18 protein-coding genes are annotated in these 18,894 nt (G+C 41.7%); 5 read left to right on the forward strand and 13 right to left on the reverse strand.

Annotated elements, in window-relative coordinates; translation table 11 throughout:
- Positions 1-100: 100 nt before the first annotated feature.
- From glsA to FO442_RS18365, 3 genes are read left to right on the forward strand one after another with little or no spacing between them, the layout of a single operon-like run.
- Positions 101-922, forward strand: coding sequence for a 1-acyl-sn-glycerol-3-phosphate acyltransferase (glsA, locus tag FO442_RS18355; protein ID WP_144334677.1), 822 nt, complete (start codon positions 101-103; stop codon positions 920-922).
- Positions 919-1,833, forward strand: a complete 915-nt coding sequence (gene glsB / locus FO442_RS18360) for a glycine N(alpha)-acyltransferase GlsB (protein WP_144334678.1) — start codon at positions 919-921, stop codon at positions 1,831-1,833. The genes glsA and glsB overlap by 4 nt, the downstream gene beginning before the upstream one ends.
- 3 nt (positions 1,834-1,836) lie before the next feature.
- Positions 1,837-2,286, forward strand: a complete 450-nt coding sequence (locus FO442_RS18365; protein WP_144334679.1) for a DinB family protein — start codon at positions 1,837-1,839, stop codon at positions 2,284-2,286.
- A gap of 101 nt (positions 2,287-2,387) precedes the next feature.
- Here the strand turns inward: FO442_RS18365 and FO442_RS18370 are convergent, their stop codons facing one another.
- The 11 genes from FO442_RS18370 to FO442_RS18420 all read right to left on the reverse strand — a co-directional run bounded on the left by FO442_RS18370 (position 2,388) and on the right by FO442_RS18420 (position 14,583).
- Positions 2,388-3,299 carry a ribonuclease Z gene (locus FO442_RS18370; protein ID WP_144334680.1) on the reverse strand — a complete coding sequence of 304 codons (912 nt, stop codon included), beginning with the start codon at positions 3,297-3,299 and terminating at the stop codon, positions 2,388-2,390.
- Between the two features lie 3 nt (positions 3,300-3,302).
- Positions 3,303-3,641, reverse strand: a complete 339-nt coding sequence (locus tag FO442_RS18375; protein WP_144334681.1) for an STAS domain-containing protein — start codon at positions 3,639-3,641, stop codon at positions 3,303-3,305.
- 64 nt (positions 3,642-3,705) lie between these two features.
- The gene (locus tag FO442_RS18380) at positions 3,706-4,635 is read right to left on the reverse strand and encodes an aspartate carbamoyltransferase catalytic subunit (protein ID WP_144334682.1); all 930 of its coding nucleotides are present in this window, start codon (positions 4,633-4,635) and stop codon (positions 3,706-3,708) included.
- The gene (gene pyrR / locus FO442_RS18385) at positions 4,635-5,174 is read right to left on the reverse strand and encodes a bifunctional pyr operon transcriptional regulator/uracil phosphoribosyltransferase PyrR (protein WP_144334683.1); all 540 of its coding nucleotides are present in this window, start codon (positions 5,172-5,174) and stop codon (positions 4,635-4,637) included. Before pyrR ends, FO442_RS18380 begins: the two co-directional genes overlap by 1 nt.
- A 329-nt stretch (positions 5,175-5,503) precedes the next feature.
- Positions 5,504-5,848: a translation initiation factor gene (locus tag FO442_RS18390; protein ID WP_144334684.1), complete on the reverse strand. Its 345-nt coding sequence runs from the start codon at positions 5,846-5,848 to the stop codon at positions 5,504-5,506.
- The gene (locus FO442_RS18395; RefSeq protein ID WP_186280260.1) at positions 5,845-6,645 is read right to left on the reverse strand and encodes a glycerophosphodiester phosphodiesterase; all 801 of its coding nucleotides are present in this window, start codon (positions 6,643-6,645) and stop codon (positions 5,845-5,847) included. Before FO442_RS18395 ends, FO442_RS18390 begins: the two co-directional genes overlap by 4 nt.
- On the reverse strand, positions 6,635-7,147 hold the full coding sequence (locus tag FO442_RS18400; protein ID WP_144334686.1) for an autotransporter outer membrane beta-barrel domain-containing protein: 513 nt from the start codon (positions 7,145-7,147) through the stop codon (positions 6,635-6,637). The genes FO442_RS18395 and FO442_RS18400 overlap by 11 nt, the downstream gene beginning before the upstream one ends.
- A 330-nt stretch (positions 7,148-7,477) precedes the next feature.
- Positions 7,478-8,386 (reverse strand): histone deacetylase family protein, encoded by a 909-nt coding sequence (locus FO442_RS18405; protein ID WP_144334687.1) that lies wholly within the window; start codon positions 8,384-8,386, stop codon positions 7,478-7,480.
- Position 8,387: 1 nt separating this feature from the next.
- The gene (locus FO442_RS18410; protein ID WP_144334688.1) at positions 8,388-8,927 is read right to left on the reverse strand and encodes a DUF6272 family protein; all 540 of its coding nucleotides are present in this window, start codon (positions 8,925-8,927) and stop codon (positions 8,388-8,390) included.
- Between the two features lie 80 nt (positions 8,928-9,007).
- Positions 9,008-14,032, reverse strand: a complete 5,025-nt coding sequence (locus FO442_RS18415; RefSeq protein ID WP_144334689.1) for a T9SS type B sorting domain-containing protein — start codon at positions 14,030-14,032, stop codon at positions 9,008-9,010.
- 68 nt (positions 14,033-14,100) lie between these two features.
- Positions 14,101-14,583, reverse strand: coding sequence for a YkgJ family cysteine cluster protein (locus FO442_RS18420; protein WP_144334690.1), 483 nt, complete (start codon positions 14,581-14,583; stop codon positions 14,101-14,103).
- Positions 14,584-14,648: 65 nt separating this feature from the next.
- Between FO442_RS18420 and FO442_RS18425 the strand changes: the two genes are divergently transcribed.
- Complete coding sequence (locus FO442_RS18425; protein WP_144334691.1) at positions 14,649-16,142, forward strand: dihydrolipoyl dehydrogenase family protein; 1,494 nt, start codon at positions 14,649-14,651, stop codon at positions 16,140-16,142.
- 268 nt (positions 16,143-16,410) lie between these two features.
- On the opposite strand, the gene FO442_RS18430 is transcribed toward FO442_RS18425, so the two are convergent.
- A complete protein-coding gene (locus FO442_RS18430; RefSeq protein ID WP_144334692.1) occupies positions 16,411-17,289 on the reverse strand; it encodes a bifunctional 5,10-methylenetetrahydrofolate dehydrogenase/5,10-methenyltetrahydrofolate cyclohydrolase in 879 nt (292 codons plus the stop codon).
- Between the two features lie 232 nt (positions 17,290-17,521).
- On the opposite strand from FO442_RS18430, the gene FO442_RS18435 reads away from it, so the two are divergent.
- Positions 17,522-17,908: a hypothetical protein gene (locus tag FO442_RS18435; protein ID WP_144334693.1), complete on the forward strand. Its 387-nt coding sequence runs from the start codon at positions 17,522-17,524 to the stop codon at positions 17,906-17,908.
- 97 nt (positions 17,909-18,005) lie between these two features.
- On the opposite strand, the gene FO442_RS18440 is transcribed toward FO442_RS18435, so the two are convergent.
- Entirely contained in the window at positions 18,006-18,866 is an 861-nt protein-coding gene (locus tag FO442_RS18440; RefSeq protein ID WP_144334694.1) for a hypothetical protein, read from the reverse strand.
- Positions 18,867-18,894 lie beyond the last annotated feature (28 nt).

The raw sequence follows: 18,894 nt of genomic DNA on the forward strand, positions 1-18,894 counted from the left end.
TTTTTGTTTCCAGTCTAAACTCTTAGTTATTCACGCCTCGTTGTTATTTCATTTTAACAATTTTAACGTTGAACCAGCAGATAGATATTAACTTTGTGCCATGAAACAACAAGAAGATTTCATTAATGTCCGGAGATTGATCAAAAGTAAGAATCCACGTTTGATCAAATGGATTCCTGGTTTTATCATCCGTTACTTAGAGCGTATTCTTCATCAAAATCAAATCAACGAATTTCTGCGTACACACGATACTAAAAACCAGGATTTTTGTAGGGATGTATTGCAAGAAATCGGTGTGACTTATTCCATTTCAGGTATCGAGAATATTCCCAAAACCGGGAAATGTGTGATCGTTATGAATCACCCGCTTGGAGGAATGGATGCCATGGCCCTAGTCGATGGATTACGTGATCACCGCAGAGATATCAAGTTTATTGTAAATGACTTGCTTCTGAACCTGGAGCCTTTAAAGGACATTTTCGTCGGGATCAATAAGCACGGTAAGACAAAAAGCAGTTCGCTGCTCCAGGTAAACAGTTTGTTTTCTTCCGACCAATTGGTTTGTGTATTTCCCGCAGGTTTGGTCAGTCGTAAAAAAAAGGGGGTTGTAAAAGATTTGGAATGGAAAAAAGCATTCGTAAAGCAAGCCCGTTTAAATGATCAGTTAATCGTTCCGGTGCATATTGACGGAGAACTGTCGAACTTCTTTTACCGTTTGGCAAATTTTCGTAAATTTCTTGGAATAAAGGCAAATATTGAAATGCTTTACCTGGCAGATGAAATGTTTCGTCAAAAAGGAAAGCACATCCAATTTACAGTTGGCACACCCATTGAAGCCAAAACATTAGATACTAAGACTTCTGACGTAGAATGGGCCGAATGGTTCCGCAATTACGTCTATACCTTGAAACAAAACGTATGAAATCAATAATACCTGCTGTTGACAAAGAAATCCTGAAACGCGAACTGGCCCGGGTCGGACGAGCAAGAACTACCCGTAAAGGAGACAATGAAATTTACATTGTGAATATTCACAATGCGCCCAATGTTGTTCGGGAAATCGGCCGTTTGCGTGAAGTGACTTTCCGCTTTGCCGGCGGCGGAACCGGTGAAGAATTGGACCTGGATGAATTTGACACGCAGAAGATTTGCTACCACCAGTTAATTGTCTGGTCGCCAGAAGACGAAGAAATTATCGGCGGATACCGTTTTATTTTGTGTAAAGATGCCATTGATGAAAAGGGGGAGATTCATTTGTCTACTACCCATTATTTTGATTTTACGGACCGGTTCATCAAAGATTACCTCCCGACAACCTGCGAATTAGGCAGAAGCTGGGTTCAACCCAATTATCAGCCGGCACAAAACCCGCGAAAAGGATTATTTGCATTAGACAATATTTGGGACGGACTGGGTGCTTTGACCATCAGTTACCCGATGATCAAATATTTCTTCGGAAAAGTCACGATGTACCCGAATTACAACAAGGAAGCCAGGGATTTCCTCTTGCATTTCATGCACCATTATTTCCCGGATACAGAGAATCTGATGGTTCCTTATCATCCGCTGAAAACGGTATACGATACCACTTTTGTGGAGGAGCAGCTAAAAGGCCTGGATTTCAAAGACGGTTTTAAAGTGCTGAATACCTTTGTGCGTCAGCATGGAGAAAATGTTCCTCCTTTGGTGAATATCTACATGCATCTTTCTCCAACCATGAAAACCTTTGGAACAGCGGTCAACCCGGATTTCGGAAATGTAGAGGAAACAGGGATCCTGGTAACAATTGCAGATGTTTACCCCGATAAAAAAGAACGTCATTTAACCTATTAGAAAATGAATCACGAATTTGCACGCTGTTTTACAAAAGACCTGGATTCTTTAGCCAAAGAAGTAGCACTTTGCGACGAAACAATTTTATGGCATGTTCCACCCGGAATTACGAATTCCATCGGTAATCTGACTCAGCACCTGATCGGGAACCTGAACCATTTCATTGGTGCAACGCTGGGTGAAACAGGCTATGTAAGAAACCGGGAAGCGGAGTTTTCCGAACACTATTTAACCAAAACCGAAATGATTTCCGAGCTGAAAAAAACAGCTTTGATGTTGGAAAAAGTGCTTGGTTCATTAACCGATGAAGACCTGCGAAAAATATATCCGCTTGAGCCTTTCGGCTATCAAATGACTGCAAACCACATGATCATGAAGCTTGCAAACCATTTAGGTTACCATTTGGGGCAGATCAATTACTTGCGCAGAATTGCGCAAGGTCCAAAAAGTTAAAATGGTTCAAAGAGGTCAATGAATTGAAAATGGAAAATTTTAAAATTGAAAAGTTTTTTAAGTAATCCCTGTCTTATCAATTGTCCATTTTAAATTTTCAATTAAATCAAATACGTTTCTCCGTCTTCCACCACTCTTACGTTCTCAAACACCGGAATAGCTTCTTCCAGGTGTCTGGCACTGTTTTCGTAGCGTGCGCTCAGATGTCCCAATAGAAGTTTTCCCACTTCTGCCTGTTTGGCAATTGTAGCAGCCTGTTGCGCGGTGCTGTGAAAGGTTTGTTTTGCGCGGTCAAGCTTATCGTTTAAAAAAGTAGCTTCGTGATACAACACATTCACTCCTTTAATGTAAGAAACGATCCGTTCGTCAAAAATCGTATCGGAACAAAACGCATATGACTTACTGGGTTTTGCCGCATAGGTGTATTCATCTGCATATATCACTTCTCCGGATTCCAGCTCTACGTCCAAACCTTGTTTCAATTTTGGGATGAGTGTCAGGGAAAGTCCGGTTTCTTCAAACCGGTCTGCATTTAGTTTCCGTTCCTTCGGCTTTTCTTTAATCAGGAAACCGTTAGTGGGAATCCGGTGATTCAAAGGGAAGGTCCAGATTTCAATTAATTTATCTTCAAAAATTAACCGGTGCTCCTGTCCGTTTAGTTTCACAAAATGCAAATCAAACCCCAATTTTGCTCCACCTACTTCCAATTGTAAGCGGATGATCTGCTCCAATTCTTCCGGTCCGTAAATGGTCAATCCTTTGTCTCTTCCCAATAGATGCAAAGAGCTTAAAAGCCCCACCAATCCGAAAAAATGATCTCCGTGAAGGTGAGAAATTAAAATGTGATTGATTTTTTGAATATGCACATGGTACTTGCGCAACTGAACCTGTGTTCCCTCTCCGCAATCAATTAGGATATGCCGATCGTTACATTGAATATATTGAGCAGTCGGATTTCTATTTGAAGTTGGCAGTGCAGCACCGGAACCCAATATGGTTACTTCAAAATTCATGCGTTAAATCAGCACTGATTTCGCTTCAGCCAAGGTTTCGGAAATATTCAGGACTTTATCCAGTTGGGCAATTCGGATCATTTTTGCAACATTCTCTTGTAAACCGCACAATACAAATTGGCCGTTGGTGTCTTTGCACAAGCGATTTGCGGTCAGTACGGCCGACAAACCCGAAGAGTCACAATATCGCGTCTTGGAAAGGTCTAAAATAATCGTATTTACTCCATTTTTATTCAAAAGGAGCAATTCACTTTTCAGATCAGGAGCATTGGATGCATCCAGTTTTTCAACTGAAGACTGAATGACTGTAAAGTTGTTATCTTGCGCAATAATAAAATTCATGTTGCCACGGTGTTTATCAAATGTAACAAAATATTCTTTCTTAGACTCCGAAAACAGAAAGACTTTAACGTCCGATCTTAGCAGCGAGCAAATAAATAACAGCCATTCTGACCGCTACACCGTTTTCAACCTGCTGAAGAATAATGGATTGCCTGGAATCTGCCACATCAGAAGTAATTTCTACTCCCCGGTTAATCGGACCCGGATGCATGACAATAATCTCTTTATCCAAACTATCCAGGATTTCTTTATTCAGACCGTATTGCATGGAATATTCCCTCAAACTTGGGAAGTATTGAATATCCTGTCTTTCAAGCTGAATCCGCAGCATATTCGCTACGTCGCACCATTCCAAAGCTCTTCTGAGATTATGCTCTACCTTAATTCCTAAAGTATCTATGTATTTCGGGATCAAAGTAGTTGGTCCGCAAACCATCACTTCCGCTCCCAATTTCTGAAGCGTATAAATATTGGATAAAGCCACACGGGAGTGCAGAATATCTCCTACAATGACCACTTTCTTCCCTTCAACAGAACCCAATCGTTCGCGGATTGAAAAAGCATCCAGCAGACCTTGGGTCGGATGTTCGTGCGTGCCATCTCCGGCATTGATAACACAAGTATTTGTTCTTTCCGAAAGGAATTTTGCTGCTCCCGGATTCGGATGGCGCATCACCACCATATCCACTTTCATGGAGAGAATATTGTTGACTGTATCGATCAGGGTTTCACCTTTTTTTACGGAACTGGAGCTCGCTGAAAAATTAACCACGTCAGCAGACAAGCGTTTTTCGGCTAATTCAAATGAAAGCCTGGTCCGGGTAGAATTTTCAAAAAAGAGGTTGGCGATGGTAATATCTCGAAGTGAAGGAACTTTTTTGATCGGTCGATTAATAACTTCCTTAAAACTATCTGCAGTTTTAAAGATCAATTCGATATCCTGACGAGTCAAGTCACGAATTCCAACTAAATGATCAACACTTAAATGCTCCATTATTCGGGTGTATACAATACAATTTTATCTTTTCCTTCGCTATTCTTCCACTCTACGGTTACACGCTCGGAATCCAGCGTATCCACAGCTTTCCCAACATAATCCGCCTGGATTGGCAAATCCCGCTGGAATCTTCGGTCAATCAAAACCATCAATTCTACACGAAGCGGTCTTCCGAATGCCATCAAAGCATCCAATCCGGAGCGAATTGTACGACCTGTATAAAGTACATCATCGATTAAAACAACGTTTTTTCCTTCGATCGTAAAATCAATATTGGTGACGTTCGGGATCAGTGGTTTTTCTCTCCTTCTGAAATCATCCCGGTAAAAAGTAATATCCAACTGACCGCAGGTAACCTTTTCTCCCCTTACATTTTCGAGGATTTCTTTGAGCCTTTCGAGCACAAAAACTCCTCTTGGTTGTAAGCCAATCAGTACGGTATTTGAGAAATCATCGTGATTTTCGATTAATTGATAAGCAAGACGGTTCATAGTTAACTGAACCTGCTGTTCATCTAAAATGACTTGCTTTTCCATCGGAACAAATTTAGCAAAAGGATTCGATAAGTCAACCTTTTTTTCGATTTTCTACCTTCGAACTAAATCGTTTTTTGGCACATTCCTGCAGATTGAAGAGATTAAAAATCAATTTTTTACCATTTAATCAATAAAGTGAATATTTTACTCATTTTTTATGGATTTAAGAAAAACTTAATGTACTTTTGAAACAGGATCGAAAGAATTTTCACATTTTTCTATTTTGATATTTAATTTGGAATCTTAGATGTCGGAAGATATTTACTTTTTCATAGGGTTGGTTATTGGTTATAAATTTTGAAACGTAAATCCGGCATCTAGATTCCATTTTATCCTCCTTTTCGTTTGGTTTTGTATCCTTCTTTTGTCAACAAATCAATCACTTTGTCTCTGAAGGATCCCTGGATAATGATTTCCCCGTCTTTTGCAGTTCCACCGACTCCACACTTGGATTTCAATGTTTTTCCCAGTTCTTTCAAGTCCTCGTCAGAACCGATAAACCCTTCAATTAATGTTACTTCTTTTCCTCCTCGCTGCTTTTTGTCTAATGAAACATACAGCAATTGTTTAGAGGGTTCCAATGTTTCGGGTGCTTCATTTTCTTCAAAATCATACGAAAAATCCGGATTGGTCGAATACACAATATTTACCCGGTCTTTATTTTTTTTGCTCATTTGTACTTTTCTATTAGTGTTGCTTTAATGTCATCTGTCAATAAATAGTGTGGAATTTTCTCCAACGCAGATCGAATTCCATTCGGAGACCGAACATCGTAAATGATCACTTCCTTTCCAAGTGATTTCAGTGAATTTACGTCAGAAACCGCAATATCCGAATTTCTAAAAATGGCGCCATCAACTATAAAAGCTGTTGAGTAACTCCAAAATTGCAGCGCATTTACCACGTTATAATACACCCGGAATCCCAATCCTTTGATTGTCGGAATAAATCTTCGCGTATTGGTCACCAGTGCCAGATCTCCGTTGTAAAAATACTGCTTTGCTTCTTTCAATGCATCGATTAGCTTCGTTGAATCTATTAACCCGTTGTCCGTTCCATCGGATTCTTTTAAATCAATGATCAGACGAATTCCTTTCAAATCTGCCGGCAGATCAGACAAACGAATCACGCGTTCCTTTTCAAGAGAAGAATAGTTTATCCCGGAAAGGTAAGCATCGTTCTTTTGTGGAACCGCCCCCGTTCCGGTTGATTCCACATCCAGTTCCGCATCATGAAAAAGCCACAAAGTTCCGTCTAAAGACAATTGGGCATCTACCTCAATCAAAGCCAGCTGTTCAAAACTTCGGGCATATTTGTAGGCTTCCAGGCTATTGTCGTGATAATTGCTGCTTGAAATGTGTAACCCCGCACAAGCATGTCCGCCGATAGCAGTATCCGGATACAGATCTTTGTGCTTCTTACACGAAAAAAGAAACAAGACGACACATCCTATGATCAGTTTAAAATGCATGATAATAACCGATTTCCGCAAAATAACTCCAAAGGAAGAACTGATTTTGTCTTCCCTTGTAGGCATCGTATTTCCATTCAACCGCCGGACCAATTCCACTGGTAACAGCGATCCTGTTTTTTATCCCAAAATCCAACCTGCAGCCGAAAAAACTCTCCGTTAAATGAATATAAGGATGTTTTTGGGGAACTTTGGTACTTAAAAATGAATATGAAAGCCGGATTACCGGGGCAATGACAATCCAGTCAATGAGTTTGAAACGGTATGTCAGGTCGTAGCCGATATGAGGCTTGAGCTGTCCCTGGAGAATTGTATTGTTGATCCCGAATCCTAGAAATACTTCGTGTGAAAGTTTTTTTTTGATGAGCTGACCGCGGACATGGAAAAAGAAATCCTGCGGATGATATTGAATATCTGCTCCTACTGAATATCTGGCAGAGTCCTGCGTTCTTCCCAAAAAAGGAATCAGGAATAACATCCAAAAAGCAAGTTTTCGAAACATGCCTCAAAAATAACCGATTGCTTTAGCTAAAACTAAAGTTTCGGACACTTTTTACAGTGATATCCTTTTCTTTTATACTTCTTGCAACAATCTTTCTTTTTATCGCAAGAACAATTACTGCAGGTGAATAGAGGTAAAATCGTTTGCTGAGAGGAAACTTCTTTTTTAACCATTCTTATTTAGACTAATTCTAGACAAAGATACGCCTAGAAATCAGAATACCAAGAATTGTTCATAATTATTTTGTTAAAGAACAAGTTCAAAAATCGTTCAAATAATAATTAGAGACGATATTGAACATTTGACCATTTTTATTTTTTGAACCTCAATTTAGTTGGAAAACAACTGGTGTGCCAATCGAAAGACATGCATGTGGGCATTCACAATATCACGGACATCTTTACTATATCCGCCTCCCATGCTGCAAACAACCGGAATATTCTTTTCCTTTGCTCTGTGGAGTACCCACTCATCTCTCAAACGAATTCCATTTTGAGTGACTTTCAGTTTCCCCAATTTATCTGATTCAAGAATATCAACCCCACATTGATAAAAAATGAAATCGGGTTCGAATGATTCCATTACGGATCCCAATTCTCTGGTCAGGATATCGAGGTAAGCTTTATCGTCCAGGAAAGTTTCCAAAGCGACATCTTTATCTGATTTTTCTTTGTGTATGGGATAATTCGCAGCTCCATGCATACTGAAGGTAAAGACTTCCGCTACATTTTGAAAGATCTCCGCAGTTCCGTTTCCCTGGTGAACATCCAGGTCGACTATTAAAATCCGTTTGAATAATTGTTTGTCCAGCAGCCATCTTGCCGCAATTGCCTGGTCATTCAACAGACAGAAACCTTCTCCCCTGTCCGTAAATGCGTGATGTGTCCCGCCTGCAATATTCAGTGCTGCACCGCCGTTTTTAACCATTTCGGCACACAACCTGGTTCCTTCCATGATTCTCAATTCACGCAGGATCAATTCATTCGTATGAACAAATCCGCTAACACGCTGTTCCCTGGGAGAGCAATTCAGCTTCAACAATTTTTCCAGGTATGCTTCCGAATGAACCCTGCGAACAATCTCAAGATCTGCTAATTCGGGTTTTAGGAAATCTGCTTTTTCCAGCATGCCTTCATACTGCAATTGCTGGTATAACAAACCGTACTTTTCCATCGGAAAGCGATGTGTACTGGGAACCGAATGAATATAAGAAGGGTGATAAGCAACAAAAAAAGACATGCTATTGTGTTCTGTCTACATCTGTGGAAATTGTAAATAACATCAATTCATCATTAACCGGAATGAACTGGTAATTCAGCAGACTTTTTGATTTCATTCTCATGGTAATAAAACCAAGACCAGCTCCTCCTTTGTCCGAAATCAATCCGTTATTCAACGTTTCCAGGTAAAATTCCTTTACCTCCTCTTCGTTCATTCCATTCAGGCGATCCAGGTAAGATGCCAATTTTTCTTTTTCAGAAATTTCGGTGAGATTCCCCAAAGCAATTCGGTAGGCTTTATCATTGAATGCAACAATAATCAAGGCTTGCTGTTCATTCTCCCATTTTTTACCATGAAGAAGAATATTCTGTAAGCCCTCAATTAAAATCGAAAAAACACGCTTTACCAATGTTTTTTTATCCCCGGCAGAAATCATGAAATCCTCTGTCGTGAGGGTAAAACTATTTACCAGGTCTTGATTTAAAGGGCCAAAATGAGCTACTTGAACCGAATTGAAATGACTGTCCTTAACGTCTTGAATCCAAGAGGCCAATATCATTTTGGGTTCTATGTGAAGCGTACCAGGTTGCATCAACTGTTAACAGTCAGTAAATATAGCAAAGCAAAAAAGAACTTATCTTAATCAATGAGCAAATGAACATTTCCTTGCCACATTTTACCATCCGCAGTTATTAATTGGTAGAAATAAACACCATCTACCAATTTTTCTCCCGAAATGTCAATTCCTCCCCAATCGTTTTTGTAGTTATCTGATTCGAATACAACATTTCCCCAACGATTTTCAATAATCAATTTCGAATTCGGTTTCAAATTGGTAATATAAAATTCATCGTTTGTATGATCTCCGTTTGCCGTTACGATGTTCGGAATTTTAATTTCTCCCAGAATTTCGAACGGTTTGGTAATGGAGTCGATACACCCGTCAACTGTTTCCACGATCAACGTCATTTGGTAGGTGGTTTCAACCTGTGAACTGAATGTTGCAGAAGAACCGGTACCGATCAATCCTACTCCGGAAACCGTCCAGCTATAGTTTTGGAATGGCCCACCTGTACTTGTATTCGTGAAATCAATCGCTTCGCCAGGAGATGCAACCGGATTGGAAATCGTAAAATCAGCAACTGGCATTCCATCCGACCCGACAGTGATCGGCGTACCATTCGTAACACAACCGTTTCCGTCTGTCAATGTCAAAGTGTATACTCCCGCAGTCAGATTGGTGAGATTTAGGGATGTTAATGGAGTTCCCGTCCAGCTATAAGTAAACGGTGCATTTCCCGAAACCTGGATCCCGCTGATTGTTCCGTTATTTCCAACACAACTTTCATTGGTAACCACCACATTCGCCTGGTCAATTGTTGAAGGAGGTACAACTCCTACGAACAAGGTTGTTGAGGCCTGGCAACCGCTATTATCCGTAACCGTTAAAGTATAGTTTCCGGTGGCCAGGCTGGAAGCATTTAAAGTGTTTTGAACGGGTGAACTATTCCACGAATAAGAATACGGAACAGTACCTCCGGAAATCGTTATTCCGAAAATAGATCCCGATCCGACAGCACAATTATCGTTTGAAATAACTGCGTTGTTCGTATTGATGGTAAGCCCTGAAGTTGTTCCAACGTTAAAGGTTTGTTGAACAGAACAGTTTTGATCATCGCTTACCGTAATGGTATACGATCCGGCACCCAGATTGGAAATGTCAAGTGTTGTTGCACTTGTATTTGTCCAGGAAACTGTCGGGTTGATGCCTCCTGCAATTTGTAATCCGTTGATTGCACCTGTATTTCCCACACAACCTGTCGGTGTGATGACCAGCGAGCCTTGATTTAAGCTCAGCGGAACAACTGCATTCACAGTAAAAGGTCCGCCATTTACCGAACAACCGAAACCATCTGAAACGACAACATTGTAAGTTCCCGGTGCCAGATTTGTTTGATTTAGTGTCGGACTCGCAACACCGTTCCAGGTGTATGTAAGTCCTGTTCCTGTAGTTGTCAGGCCGGAGATTGTCCCGTCATTCAACGCACATGTTTCCGCAGTAACCTGCACATTAGTTGCATTCAACGTCGGGCCGGCAATAGCATTTACTGTAAACGGTCCCGCATTTGCCGTGCAGCCTAAATTATCCGTAACCTGCAGATTATATGTTCCAGCAGGAATATTCGAAAGGTTCAATGTATTGTATGCTCCGGCATTCCAGTTATAAGTATATGCCGGTTGACCTCCCGAAACTGATAGTCCCGAAATGGCACCGGTTGACTGCCCGCAATGAGCATCCGTAATAGCGATCGAAGCGGAGTTAATTACCGGGCTACTGGAAGCACCGATCGAAACTGGTCCAAAAGTAGAAGTACAATTGCCTGCATCAGTTACAACCAGAGTATAATTTCCCGATGCTAAATTGGTCTGATCCAGCGTTGCCGAACTGACACCGTTCCATTGATAGGTTAATCCTGTTCCGGTCGCTGTTATTCCGGTAATGCTTCCATTGTTTGCTCCGCAAGTTGTTCCGGTTACAACCATATTGGTTGTATTTATAGCAGGACCGGGAGATAACCCGACGTTAAAAGGCCCCGCAACAGCATTGCAGCCAAAAGCATCAGAAACTGCCAGGGCATAGGTGCCGCCTGCAAGATTTGTGTGATCTAAACTTGCACTTGGAACCAAATTCCAGTTATACGTTAATGTACCGGTTCCACTAGCTGTAATCCCGGTAATTGATCCGTCGTTCCCGGCACATGTTTCATCCGTTATGACGATGTTGCTTGTATTGATCACCGGACCAGCAATATCATTCACGGTAAAAGGACCGGCACTTGCTGTACAACCGAGGTTATCCGTAACTGTCAGATTATAATTTCCGGCAGGAATTGCATTCAGATTCAGTGTCGAATATGCTCCTGAATTCCAGTTATACGTATATGCAGGTTGCCCACCTGAAACGGATAATCCAGCAATTGCTCCGTTCGATTGTCCGCAATGGGCGTCCGTAATTACTAAAGCACCTGAATTGATAACCGGAGCAGTCGAAGCGCCGATTGCTATCGGTCCGACAGATGCCGTGCATCCGTTATTATCCGTAACCACCAAATTATAGTTTCCACTGGTCAAGCCTGTAATATCCAATGTGGAAAATGCCCCGGTATTCCAGTTGTATGTCAAACCGGTCCCGGTCGCTGAAATTCCTGTGATGCTTCCGTTGTTGGTTCCACAAGTTGTTCCGGTTACAACCATATTGGTCGTATTAATTACCGGTCCGGTATTTTGTCCCACATTAATCGGCCCCAAAGAAGCTGTACATCCATTATTGTCCGTAACGACCAGGTTGTAATTCCCTGTATTCAGTCCCGTAATATCCAAAGTCGAATAAGCTCCGGTATTCCAGTTGTAAGTCAAACCGGTTCCTGTTGCTGTAATCCCTGTAATCGAACCGCCACCGCCTAAACAGGAAGCGTTCGTTACCACCATGTTCGTAGAATTGATTGTCGGACCACCCGAACTTCCAATCACATACGGACCCGAAGTTGCCGTACAACCGATTCCATCCGTAACTGTTACGGTATAAGAGCCAGCAGCTGCATTGGTTAAATTCATAGTTGGTGCAGTCACACCATTCCAGGTAATAACCGGAGTAGGCGCACCTCCTGAAGTGGTTAAACCGGTAATGGAACCACCTGAAGAGCAGGTTGCATTTGTTACAGTCGCAGTACCTGAAATCGTTGGTCCGCCAACTGTAACCGTTACCGGAACCCTAAACGTTCCATTCGGACAAAAGCCAACGTAATAAGTTGTTGTTGCAGTCAATACAGGAGTTGTAAATGTTAGTCCTGTTCCAACAGAAGTATTTCCGGTATAAGTCGTATACCAGGTAATGTTTGCATTGGTAATCGGTGCAGGTAAAGTACCCTGAACAGTTACCGAAACGTTTGCAGTGTTTCCGCTGCAAATCGATGCATTATTCGCAATTAAGTTATAATATGTTTGAGGCAATGAGCTTTGCCCGTTTGCACCACCTGTTGCCCCGTTTGGAGGGAAATTTGCAACAATGTTCGTTGTTCCCACAACTGTTACCGTTCCATTAGCGCCACCGGCAACTGATTGAACGGGTGTACCGGAAGTATACGCAATCATACCGCCACCGCCACCGCCACCAGGACCGTCAGCTTCTACTCCGGATGCAAAAGAACCAAATGAAAGGGCATTATTTCCTCCGTTTCCTCCGATTGCGCTTAAAGTCAATGTAGCGGGAAGAGCTGTTCCATTGGAAATAATGATGGCACCGCCGCCGCCGGCTCCACCGGCTCCGTCAACCCCTAATTTAGCACTGGAAAAACTTCCGGGATTCGGGGCATTTGTCGGGTTCGAATTTTGTCCGTTTGCACCGTTTGCTTCAATAGTTCCGCTTCCTGTAATGCTTCCATAAGACTGGATAAAGACGATTCCACCACCAGCGCCACCGCTTCCTCCCTGATTTTGATCCATTTCTCCGGCACCGCCGCCGCCGCCCATGAATACACGGGTAGCATCATACGTTAATGGATGTCCTCCCAAACCACCTTCTTTTCTTCTGCTATCTCCGGACCACGCTGCATTATTGGGGCCAACAACTGATTCGTCCTGATTATTTTGAGATCCTGAATATCCACCACGTCCACCACCGGAGCTTGGAGTTGTCGCCATACCGGCTGTTTCCAAGTTCCAAAACGCATTGTAACCGGCAGTTGCAACTCCTTTTCCATTATACATACCGGTCCCAATGTTGGAACCACCTCCACCACCGGAGTTTTTGTAGTTTCCGCCACCACCGCCATTAGCGGGTGCTCCGCAGCCGTATCGGGAATATAGCGTGGTATATTCTGAAGCTGCGGCACCTCCAATACCTTCTCCTTTTTCAGATCCTTCTGAAGCAGCACTGTATCCGGGCTTTCCTATATCTCCGGCAGCCCCCGGACCACCTGATGTATTATCCGTTACTCCTCCTCTAAAACCATATCCGGAAGCAATGATCTTCGAATTCGTTCCGAAATTCAATGTTCCATTCACTTCCAAAGCAACAATCCCGCCCGTAGAACCATTCCATGCAGCAGGAACAATATTCGTACTCGCATTCAACGTCAAATTGCCAATTCTGGGAACACGAACAACCTGCACATGTCCCGAAGTGGTATATGCATTTTTCAACGCACATCTTACGTTAATTGTTCCGGCAGCAACCGAAAGCACTTCGGCATATTCATACTTCCCGGAATTATTGTAATTCGTAACAGTTCCCCAATCTTGCCGGTAGTTTCCCATATTCCCTAAATCCCCCATCGCTGAGCTGGAAAGGGTATAATTTCCTCCCCATCCTCCAGAAGCAGTAGGAACCGCCGGAGTTGTAACAATATCCATATCTGCTCCCTGCATCTGGATGATCAAAATAAGATCTCCCGCAGCCAGATTTGTACTAAAAAAACTATTGGTCAATGTATTGCTTGCCACTGAAATGGATGTCGCATTCACTGCAACGTTTGCCGTCACATTCGTATAGGCGTTTAACACCGTTCCGGCAGCTACAACGGTATAATCACCATCTTTGGCTTTTTGACTAAATCCGAAATTGCAGATTAGCAGTAGTAGTATGGAGAGAAGAATAGACCTCATGGTGTATATTTTGGATGTAAAGAGTTCTTTAAAGAGACGCCAAATTATACAAAAGGTTGTAATTTTTGTTATATTTTTTTAGATATTTCCTTCATAATATAACTCACTGCCGGACAAACTTCCATGTTCTTTCTGGTCAGATCCAAAATCTGGTACATATTCTTCCGGTCCGTATGTGGGTATTCCCGGCATGCCAAAGGTCTGTCCTCATAAACGGAACAGTAATTATCCGATCCTAAAAAAGGGCACGGAGCAGTTCGAAGTACATAATCCTGATCTTCATCCACTCTTAAGTAAGTCTCAATAAATTTGCTTTCGGCTATGCGCAAGCGTTTGGACAAGCGTTTGATATCCACATCCCTGAAAATGGGACTGGTCGTTTTGCAACAATTTGCACAGTCCAAACAATCTATTTTCCGGAATACTTCGTGATGCAAAACGTGGAATTGCTCATCCAAAGCACGGTTATTTGCCTTTTTGGCTTTTTTAATCCACTTCGTGTAAAATTCTTTCTCTGCCTTTCCGTAGTCGATCAATTCTTTCAAGTTCATCCGACAAAATTAATAGAAAGAGATGCTGAATTTTAAAGTATTGTTTAATTTAGTCCTGAAGACTTATGGAAAAATATGATTTAGTTGTCATCGGTGGTGGACCAGCCGGTTATGCAGCAGCAATGCGCGGAATCGATTACGGCAAGCGCGTTTGCCTGATTGAAAAGGATCGCGTTGGTGGTGCCGGTGTTTACAACGGTGCGTTATCATCGAAAACATTGTGGGAAATCTCCCAAAAAATTGCTTCTGTAAACGATACCATCGGTGGGAAGGGAAGAGAAAAATTTTACCTTTCCTGGGATGACGTAATGGCAACCGTGGATGAAGCTGTCTTTGAACGCAAATTTCAATATTCCTGCCATCTAAAGCTTTTGCAAACAGAAACGATGGATAAGTTGCTTCGTTACGAACGAGGCAGTGCAAGTTTTGTGAACGATCATGAAATAGAAATCGTTCAAAACGACGGACACCGAACCGTGGTTTATGGCGAAAACATCATCATTTCCAGTGGAAGCCGTCCACGTAAAATGAAGGATGTAAACGTTGACGAACAAACCATTCTAACAAGTGACGGCATCGAAAACCTGACCGATTATCCTAAAAGCCTGGTGATTGTGGGAGCCGGTGTAATCGGCTGTGAATATGCAACCATCTTTTCCAATTTTGGAAAAACAAAAGTATACCTGATTGATCGTGCTGATCGGATCCTGCCGTTTGAGGATACAGACATTTCAACCATCGTAAGCGAAAACCTGGAAGAAAAAGGAGTCACCATTCACCACAATGCCCAGTTGGAACGATTGGAGAACTTGGGCACGGAAGTCGAATACGAACTCAGTTATCCGGATGGATCAAGAGAAGTTATCCGCGTTGAAAAAGCATTGCTTTCCATTGGGCGGGTCCCGAACATCGAAAGTTTGAAAATGGAAAACGCCGGTGTGCTCATGTCAAAGCGCGGACAGCATATCGGCGATGACGACACGGTTACAAATGTACCTCATATCTACGCGGTTGGGGATGTCTCCGGGCGCATTGCATTGGTCAATATGGGTGAAATTGAAGCACGGCATGCGGTCGAAAGAGCATTCGGAACAATCCGTGAACGCTTAAGTTACGACAATGTCTGTACCATCATGTTTCTTCAACCTGAAGTTGCCGCTGTAGGAATCAATGAAATGCAATGCCTTGAGAAAAACATCCCGGTAAAAGTTGTAAAGATTGATTACTCGGTAATTGCACGGGCAATCGCCATGCGGAAAACGGAAGGATTCTTCAAAATTATCGTGACCAATGACAGCGACATGAAAGTTCTTGGAATGCGTGCCGTAGGAGAACACGCTTCCACTGCGATTCAAACAATCGGACTGATTATGAAACTCGGGCTTCCGATCCATGTAATCGCAGAATTGGTCCATCCGCATCCCTCCATTGCCGAAGGTATCCAGGAATGTGTGCGAATGCTGTTAAACAGGTCCTTATTCAAATCTTCCGTGTTCAAAGACAAACTAGCTTGTTACTCGCTGGTTAACGGAGTGAAAACGCCTTTGGAACGCCTATAAACAAGTAGGTACGCGATTAATCGGAATATATGTATTATTCGCACCCAAACCATTTTTTGATACAAAGCCAAGTGTAATTTTCCACAAATGCGCAAATGAATAGCTCGGCTACCGCACTCGCTTTTTTAGCAAAATCAAGAGTTTGGATATTTTAGAGGAAAAAGAGGCGACTGGTAAGCGCCTCCCAAAATTTGTGCATTTGTGGTAAAAAATAAAGTTGGGTGCTTATTGTGATTAATCGCGTACCTACTTGTTATTTTAATTATAATTATTTCCCCTTCAATTCCATCGCCTTCAAGGTATTGATCATCAAAGATGCAATGGTCATTGGTCCTACCCCACCCGGAACTGGTGTTATCGCAGCCGTTTTCGGAGCAACTTCCTTGAAATCAACATCACCCGCTAACCTCCAGCCTCTTTCTCTTGTTGCATCTTCGACACGAGTTGTTCCCACATCGATCACTACCGCACCTTCTTTTACCATATCAGCCGTGATAAATCCCGGAATCCCAACTGCCGCAACCAAAATATCGGCTTGAGAACAAATTTCTTTAATATTTTCTGATTTGGAATGAACCAATGTTACCGTACAATTTCCCGGATTTGTGTTCTTGCCCAATAATAAACTCAAAGGAGTTCCAACAATATTACTTCTTCCAACGACAACACAATTCTTTCCTGCAGTTTCAATCTTATAACGACGCATCAACTCAACAATTCCGGCAGGTGTTGCGGGAACAAATCCCGGAATATTCAGCATCATATTCCCCACATTTATCGGGTGAAAACCATCCACATCCTTTTTCGGATCAATGGTCAGTGTCACTTTCATTTCATCTATGTGGCTCGGAAGCGGAAGCTGAACAATAAATCCATCAATGCTTTTATCTTCATTCAGCGCTATTACCTTATTTAAAAGAACTTCTTCCGAAACAGAATCATCGTACCGGATCAAGGTACTTTCAAATCCAATCTCTTCGCATGACTTCAACTTGTTGTTTACATACGTTACCGAACCACCGTCATTTCCAACCAAAATGGCCGCCAAATGAGGGATTTTACGACCTGCAGCTTTTCGTTCTTTTACTTGAATAGCCAATTCCTTTTTGATTATTTCAGCTGTTTCTTTTCCGTTAAGTATCTGCATATCGATTTTTTTTGCAAATATAAGCCTTACATCGATTTAGTTGCATGATTCATTCAATTCAAATTCGAATCATTTGTGAAATTTTACAAACATTCATTGATTTAGCAATAAAATAATCACGCTAAATCCCATTTCAATCAACGAAATTAGGAGTTTAATCAACGACTTATCTTTAAATCCAACCATTTGTGCTGTCGGCCGTCTTATTAATGAAACGACAAAACAAAATGTCATGGAAAACAAACTCGCTAAGAAACGCTTTATTCAGACCTCTGCAATTCAGCAAATTAATGAAGCAACCATTGTTTTGAGGCATTTTATTGAATTGAGTGCCAAGTTATTGCCTTTTTTCAATGAATTATCTAAAAAGAATATCCTGCTGCCACAAGAGCAAAGTGATCGCGATAAGATTATTGAAGTTTACAGAAATTACGGTTTCGACACAAGTACTTCGGAAATATTGATGGAATCAGATATTTTGGAGATTATTCAACAAACATTCAAAGCCATTGAAAAACGGACTCCCGGAAAAGATTCTAATTCCGATAAGCTCATGACAATCTTTCAAAATAAACATCACCAATTGATCCGCGATTGGAGATTGACGGATATGAATTAACCAAAACAAGTAGGTATCCGGGGTGGCGGATACCTACTTGTTCAGAGAAGACCGGATCGCGATTGGAATAACTTTATTCTGAAAAGATTCGGTTTTTTTACCCATCATTTTTAATCCAGCCATAAATCCAGGTTGTTGAGAAATTCGCCGGATTTATCACCTTGTTTTCCTCCACAACCGGCGCTCCATGCATCACGACAAAGCTCCATTTGCCTTTTTCGGCCAAAACAGAATAAATGGTCGAATCGGGGTAATGTGCAATGATGTTTTTTTCGGTTCTTCTTGGCCAGGCTCCCTGATCTATCACTTCAGGCGACCAATAGAGGCTTGTCTTTGCTTTTGTATGGTAGAACTTGCCGGAAAAAACAGACTTTTCAGGAAAAAAATGCCCCTTCATCCCTCGATCTCTTCCAACAAAATACCGCATAACCAAGGTCATTCTATTATCGATTAAGCGCAAACGGTTTAAATTATGGGATGCATTTTCACAACAGGGATACTGATGATGGTATAAAAGGATTTCTTTTGTATTCGGATGAATTTTATACGCCAGCAAATGCCCTATTTTATTGTAAACAGGAACAAGTTCACCTTTTATCGTGGTAAAGATCTGCAGTTGTTCTTTTTCCCGTTCCTCCGTGCAGTAACCATTGAAAATAAGCTCCGGAATTTGATCATTGTTCAAATCGATCAACTGGTATAAGGGACCAAACTGTTTATAGTAATTTACAAACAATGCTGTAGGATCATACGCTTTCGTCCCTATATGATCAATCATATCATTATCAAAAAGAAAGGTGATCATTTTGACTTTAAGCGCCTCATTTTTTACCTGGATCTTCGTAAAGTCAGTTTCCGGATTTGCAATAAAGATCTTTGCATCCACACGCGTCATTTCCACATAGCCGAATGACCAGGCAGAAAAACCCAAAAACAGAACAATCAATTTTGATTTCATAACTCAAAGATAAAAAAGTAGGGGTGCG

Source organism: Fluviicola chungangensis (genome assembly GCF_007558725.1).
Taxonomy (GTDB): Bacteria; Bacteroidota; Bacteroidia; order Flavobacteriales_D; family Crocinitomicaceae; genus Fluviicola; species Fluviicola chungangensis.

What these genes read in the sequence shown, in the direction of transcription:
- FO442_RS18425 (WP_144334691.1), top strand. Translation starts at nt 14,649, where the DNA reads ATGGAAAAATATGATTTAGTTGTCATCGGTGGTGGACCAGCCGGTTAT.
- FO442_RS18440 (WP_144334694.1), bottom strand. Translation starts at nt 18,866, where the DNA reads ATGAAATCAAAATTGATTGTTCTGTTTTTGGGTTTTTCTGCCTGGTCA.
- FO442_RS18390 (WP_144334684.1), bottom strand. Translation starts at nt 5,848, where the DNA reads ATGAGCAAAAAAAATAAAGACCGGGTAAATATTGTGTATTCGACCAAT.
- FO442_RS18380 (WP_144334682.1), bottom strand. Translation starts at nt 4,635, where the DNA reads ATGGAGCATTTAAGTGTTGATCATTTAGTTGGAATTCGTGACTTGACT.
- FO442_RS18375 (WP_144334681.1), bottom strand. Translation starts at nt 3,641, where the DNA reads ATGAATTTTATTATTGCGCAAGATAACAACTTTACAGTCATTCAGTCT.
- FO442_RS18395 (WP_186280260.1), bottom strand. Translation starts at nt 6,645, where the DNA reads ATGCATTTTAAACTGATCATAGGATGTGTCGTCTTGTTTCTTTTTTCG.
- glsA (WP_144334677.1), top strand. Translation starts at nt 101, where the DNA reads ATGAAACAACAAGAAGATTTCATTAATGTCCGGAGATTGATCAAAAGT.
- FO442_RS18400 (WP_144334686.1), bottom strand. Translation starts at nt 7,147, where the DNA reads ATGTTTCGAAAACTTGCTTTTTGGATGTTATTCCTGATTCCTTTTTTG.
- FO442_RS18420 (WP_144334690.1), bottom strand. Translation starts at nt 14,583, where the DNA reads ATGAACTTGAAAGAATTGATCGACTACGGAAAGGCAGAGAAAGAATTT.
- FO442_RS18415 (WP_144334689.1), bottom strand. Translation starts at nt 14,032, where the DNA reads ATGAGGTCTATTCTTCTCTCCATACTACTACTGCTAATCTGCAATTTC.
- pyrR (WP_144334683.1), bottom strand. Translation starts at nt 5,174, where the DNA reads ATGGAAAAGCAAGTCATTTTAGATGAACAGCAGGTTCAGTTAACTATG.
- FO442_RS18430 (WP_144334692.1), bottom strand. Translation starts at nt 17,289, where the DNA reads ATGCAGATACTTAACGGAAAAGAAACAGCTGAAATAATCAAAAAGGAA.
- FO442_RS18405 (WP_144334687.1), bottom strand. Translation starts at nt 8,386, where the DNA reads ATGTCTTTTTTTGTTGCTTATCACCCTTCTTATATTCATTCGGTTCCC.
- FO442_RS18365 (WP_144334679.1), top strand. Translation starts at nt 1,837, where the DNA reads ATGAATCACGAATTTGCACGCTGTTTTACAAAAGACCTGGATTCTTTA.
- FO442_RS18370 (WP_144334680.1), bottom strand. Translation starts at nt 3,299, where the DNA reads ATGAATTTTGAAGTAACCATATTGGGTTCCGGTGCTGCACTGCCAACT.
- FO442_RS18410 (WP_144334688.1), bottom strand. Translation starts at nt 8,927, where the DNA reads ATGATATTGGCCTCTTGGATTCAAGACGTTAAGGACAGTCATTTCAAT.
- FO442_RS18435 (WP_144334693.1), top strand. Translation starts at nt 17,522, where the DNA reads ATGGAAAACAAACTCGCTAAGAAACGCTTTATTCAGACCTCTGCAATT.
- glsB (WP_144334678.1), top strand. Translation starts at nt 919, where the DNA reads ATGAAATCAATAATACCTGCTGTTGACAAAGAAATCCTGAAACGCGAA.